Origin of the sequence: Streptomyces sp. SID3343, from assembly GCF_009865215.1 — a bacterium.
In the GTDB taxonomy this organism is placed as follows: Bacteria; Actinomycetota; Actinomycetes; order Streptomycetales; family Streptomycetaceae; genus Embleya.
Map to the genome: position 1 here is coordinate 1 of NZ_WWJX01000702.1, position 5,056 is coordinate 5,056.

A 5,056-nucleotide genomic window follows, 5' to 3' on the forward strand; every position below is an offset into this window, starting at 1 on the left:
GCTCCTTCCCGGGACGTCTCGCGCGGCGGCCCTGACCGAGGGCTATCGGACCGCCTTCCTGGTCTCGGCGGCGATCACCGCCGTGGGCACGCTGTTCGTCCCACTCCTGGCTGCCCGCAGCCGGGGCGGATCCCAGCCGACGAACGGGGCGGCCGGCGGCAGTGCCGAACCGAGCGTCGAACCACAGCCCCCCGCCCCGGACGGCCACCGCGGCACCCACGTCACGACGCCCCCGGGACAGGAGACCGCCACGTGAGCCGTGACGGAAACGGCGAAAACCCCGGTGGAAGAGGGAAGTCGGAGGCCGGCCGATTTCCCTGCGACGCGGGCACCGACGGTTTCGGACACGACCCCGAGGCCCTCTTCGGACACGACCCCGGGGCCCTCGCAGGACCATCGCGCATCCGAGGCCCCACTCGCCGAGGACAGGCACCGTAACCGGCCCACCACGATCAACACGCCGAAGCCGACATCTCGAAGCCCGAAGTCGAAGCCCGAGAGGACCCACGATGAACAAGCCCTACCTGACCGGTCACTACACCCCGGTCACCGACGAGGTCACCGCCACTTCTCTGGTGGTCGAAGGCACCCTCCCGGCCGAGTTGACCGGTCGGCTGCTGCGCGCGAGTCACAACCCCAAGCCGGGCGTTGTCCCGACACACTGGTTCAAGGGCAGCGGCATGGTGCACGGCATCCGGCTGCGGGACGGGAACGCCGAGTGGTACCGCAACCGCTGGGTGCGCACTCCGGCCCTGGACGGCGCGCCCTACATCACGGAGCAGGGCCCGGACTTCAGGGTCAGCACCGCCGGCACCCACGTCATCGAACACGGCGGGCGGTTGCTCGCGCTGTGCGAGTCCGCGCTGCCCTACGAACTGACGCCCGAGCTCGACACGATCGGCGCGTACGACTTCGGCGGTCGGCTCCACTCCTCCATGACCGCGCACCCGAAGGAGGATCCGGTCACCGGCGAACTGCACTTCTTCGCGTCGTCGCCCTTCCCGCCGTTCCTCACCCACCATGTCGTCGGTGCGGACGGCGCTCTGGTGCAGAGCCAGGAAATCCCGGGCGCGTCGGCCGCGCTCAAGCACGACTTCGCGATCACCGAGCACCACGTCGTCTTCCTCGAGGGGTCGGTCACCTTCGACCCGACCGAGCACTCCGGCATCCCGTACGCCTGGAGCGATGCCCAGCGGTGCCGCATCGGGGTCCTGCCGCAGGGCGACGGCGGCGCGGCGAAAGTGCGCTGGTTCGACATCGAGGCCGGCTTCGGCATGCACTTCGCCAACGCCTACGAGGACGTTCTCGGCCGGATCGTCATCGAAGGCGTCACGGTCGACCGTGACGGCTGGCAGCGCTCGTGGAACTGGTGGGTGGGCGCACCCGGTCGCGGGGCGGAGCCGGTCTCCGGTTCCACCGGCCGCCGTTGGGTGGTCGATCCCGGCGCCGGAACCGCACGGGAGGAGCAGACCGACGACCTGAACGTCGAATTCCCCACCATCAACGAGACTCGCCTGGGCCGTGTCCATCGCTACCAGTACGCCCTCGCCTTCCCTGACGATCAGGGCATCGGCAACCACACCCTGGTGAAGTACGACCGCGTCACCGGGGAGCGCCGGTTGCGCCCCGTCGGGGTCGGCCAACTCCCCAGCGAGGCGGTCTTCGTCGGCGCCGCCGACGCGGTGGACGAGGACCACGGCTACCTCCTGACCGTCGTCAGCGACCTCAACTCCGACGATTCGCGACTCCTGGTCCTCGACGCGCGCGACCTGACCGCGACCCCGGTCGCCACCGTGCACCTGCCGCGCCGGGTCCCGGCCATGATCCACGGATCCTGGATCCCGGACCCGAATTGACGCGCGTCCCGCGTCGGTCGACGCCCCGTCGGGAAGGTCCGGCGGGGCTGGAGACCCGACCCGTCCGTCCGGCGACATGGTCGGCTCGCCGAACACGGCCCGCGCACAGGCGTCGCCCTCCCGCCGACCGCACGGCCCGACTCACGTCAGCGGTCGGCCGCTGTCCCGCGACGAGGGGCGTGGCCGGGGCGAGTGTCCCCTCGGGCCGGAGGCTGGGCGGATGGGTCATGATCCAACGCGATGCCCGCCGCGGCTTCGGCAGTGCCGGCGGCCGAGGCGCGGCCACGGCGCCTTGCTCGAGTCGGCGGACGTATCACTGAAGTTTTCGTCGTGATGTCGTGGACGGTTGAAGATCCTTGGCGCTATGCCGTGGATATGCGGTATGCGCAAGGTGGTGGGTTGACTCCCAAAGAACGCGCGGCTCGGGAGCGGTTGCGGTTGGATGCCGCCGAGCGGTTCGAGCATGGGGAGTCGAACGCGGTGATCGCGTCCGAGTCACGGGTGGCGCGTCGATCGGTCGAGCGGTGGCGTCGTGCCTGGCGTGAGGCGGGTGTCGAAGGCCTGCGGTCCGCGGGGCCGGCGTCGCTCCCCAGGCTGGATCCGTCGCAAGTGGCGGCGTTGGAACGGGAGTTGGACCTGGGTCCGAGAGCCCATGGCTGGGAGGATCAGCGCTGGACGCTGATGCGGGTGAAGGCGGTGATTCGACGTCGTTTCGGGGTGACGTACTCGATCCATGGGGTGTGGGAGCTGTCGCGGAGGGCCGGGTGGTCGTGTCAACAGCCGGCTCGGCGGGCGGTCGAGCGGGACGAGGACGCGGTGCGGGGTCGGGTACGGGAGACGCGGCCGTCCGTGGAAGCACCGCGGCGGCGCTCGACGCGTGGATCGTCTTCGAGGACGAGGCCGGGACGTCGATGACGCCGCCGCGAGCGCGCACGTGGGGACGACGCGGGGTCACTCCGGTGGTGCGGGTGTGCGGGGGCTCCCGCAGTCGGGTCTCGATCGCCGCACTCACTGACCTGCTACCAGCCGGGTGAACGCTCCCGTTCGATCCACCGACACCGCGTGCACACGCGCCGCAAGGGGAAGCGCAGGAGTTTCGCGTGGACCGACTATCGCGACCTTGCCGTGCGTGCGCACCTGCAACTCGGCGGCCCCATCGTCCTGGTCCGGGACAATCCGAACACCCACCGCGCCGCCGATCTGCGGCCGATCTGCGGAAGTACGCCGCCGAGCACGACTGGCTGACGATCAGACAGTTGCCGAGGTACGCGCCCGACCTGAACCCGGTCGAGGGCATCCGGTCCCTGGTCCGTCGCGACTTCACCGGCAACGTTGCCTTCACCGACGCCGACCACCTGGTCCCCATGATCGGACACGGCCTCCGACACATCCAACGACGCCCCCACCTCATCGACGGATGCCTCGCCGAAACCGGCCTCACCATCCGATCCAGGGAATGAAAACCAACCCACCGACATCACGACGAAAACCTCGGTAACGCCCTCGGGCAAGTCACGACAGCAGACTGGTCACCCCACGTCAGCCGGCAATCCCGCAATCAGACCGACAAAGCCCAGCTCAGCAAGGAGAAACCGGACCCGGAACCGCTGCCGGCAACCCGCTGACACCAACCCGAACACTCGCAGGGCCGGCTCACCGCGGGCAATCCCGCCCTGACCGCGACCGGCGGCGTCTCGGCCGCTCTCCTGGCCCGCCCCGTGGTCACCTATCCCGAAACCATCGCTCTCGCCCGCGCGTTGACCACACTCCCCCACCGTGTTCCGCGGGACACGCCCCACGAGGCGCGTTACGCACGGCGGCACACACGGGCCCTGGGACACATCGCCGGCCACCTCGAACTCCCCCGCCTGGTGGTCCCGCCCGACGACCTCCTGTGGGCGCGGCTCCACCACCACCCTGCCTGACCGGTAACGACCCGCCTCCCGACGAGAGCCGACACCCGCCTCGGGCCACCCACACCGCGAAATCCCCGCAAAAACCCGCGGCTACCTTACGACGCATCAATACATCACCGAGAAAACCCGGATCGTTCCCCCGAAACTACGAAACCCCAGGCCACCACCACCGGACCCGCCCCGCGAAACCCCCCCGCCACCACAACCCGAAACCACCAACCCACCACGCCGGACTCTCAACCAACACACGAAACCCCAGCCCAGCCATCACCCCACCCCACCACTGAAATGCTCCCCCACAGCGGCGTGGGGGCGGGCGGCGTGGGGGTCGCCGAGGGCGTGGACGGGGCCCTGGTGGGTCCGGGCGGGCCGTCGGGCGCTCGATGGGTCGGGCGAAGGCGTGGCGGCCGAGACGCGGCCGTTCCTGCGGTTCTCCAGCCCCCGTGACCCCGTGACCCCGCGGCCGTCGCGGACTTCGTGCGGCTGCGGGTCATCGACCCCGACGAACGCGACTGGACCCGCAGCTACCTCGCCGCCAGGCGCTTCCTCCGCACGCAGGGTCATCTGAGGATTCCACTCGACGCGCGCGACGAGCACGACCATAAATACCCAATCGGACAATGGGCCGCCGTCCAACGACGCGAGTACACCGCGGGACGCCTGCAGAAGGACCGGGTGCGCAAGCTCGTCATGCTCGGGATGGTGTGGTCACACCCCGACGCCGCCTTCGACGACGGACTCGCCACAGCGCACCGGTACCTCGAACGCGTCGGACGCCTCGCCGCACCGCAGAACGCCGTCCAGGACGGCGTACGGGTGGGTCGGTGGCCGGCGAACCAACGCCGACACGGCGTCCTGGACGCACACCCCGAACGCGAGGCCGCGATCCGGGAGTTGGACCCGTGGTGGCGGCCCGACGGATGGACCATCGCCTGGCAGAGGGCAGCCAACGAGGTACGACTCTTCCTCGCGCGCGGCGGGGCCCTCGACGAACTCGCCCCCGGACACATCGCCGGAGGCGAAGACATCGGCAGATGGGCGCAGCGGCACGTCACGCCCGGTGTGTGGGGCAAGCTGCGGCCCGGGCAGATCGAGCAACTCCGGGAACTGGGCATCGCGCCCGAACCCGGCACAGCGGTGTTCGAAGGTGGCGCGGCGGGCGGCGGCGGCGTCGAGGACGGTGTGGCGGTGGCTTCGGGCGTCGGTGGCGCGGAAGGTCGTGGCGAGAGGACCGGCGGCGGGGTCGGCGTGGAGGAGGGCGGTGCGGTTGTGGGCGGCGACGGC

4 protein-coding genes and 2 pseudogenes are annotated in these 5,056 nt (G+C 70.5%); all 6 read left to right on the top strand.

The genetic code is table 11. From position 1 onward, the window contains the following. A pseudogene (locus GT354_RS21510) lies at positions 1 to 256 on the top strand (hypothetical protein); the annotation flags it as partial. A 253-nt stretch (positions 257 to 509) separates the two neighbouring features. Beyond that, entirely contained in the window at positions 510 to 1,856 is a 1,347-nt protein-coding gene (locus tag GT354_RS21515; RefSeq protein WP_161357984.1) for a carotenoid oxygenase family protein, read from the top strand. 375 nt (positions 1,857 to 2,231) lie between these two features. Next, entirely contained in the window at positions 2,232 to 2,771 is a 540-nt protein-coding gene (locus GT354_RS21520; RefSeq protein WP_161357986.1) for a winged helix-turn-helix domain-containing protein, read from the top strand. Further along, positions 2,768 to 3,316 (top strand): annotated as a pseudogene (locus tag GT354_RS21525) (transposase). The gene GT354_RS21520 and the pseudogene GT354_RS21525 overlap by 4 nt, the downstream one beginning before the upstream one ends. A 258-nt stretch (positions 3,317 to 3,574) precedes the next feature. Continuing rightward, a complete protein-coding gene (locus tag GT354_RS21530; RefSeq protein WP_161357985.1) occupies positions 3,575 to 3,781 on the top strand; it encodes a hypothetical protein in 207 nt (68 codons plus the stop codon). 468 nt (positions 3,782 to 4,249) lie between these two features. After that, positions 4,250 to 5,056 (top strand): helicase associated domain-containing protein (locus GT354_RS55845; RefSeq protein WP_202512139.1); only part of this gene is annotated, 807 nt, incomplete at its 3' end.

What these genes read in the sequence shown, in the direction of transcription:
- GT354_RS21515 (WP_161357984.1), top strand. Translation starts at nt 510, where the DNA reads ATGAACAAGCCCTACCTGACCGGTCACTACACCCCGGTCACCGACGAG.
- GT354_RS21520 (WP_161357986.1), top strand. Translation starts at nt 2,232, where the DNA reads ATGCGGTATGCGCAAGGTGGTGGGTTGACTCCCAAAGAACGCGCGGCT.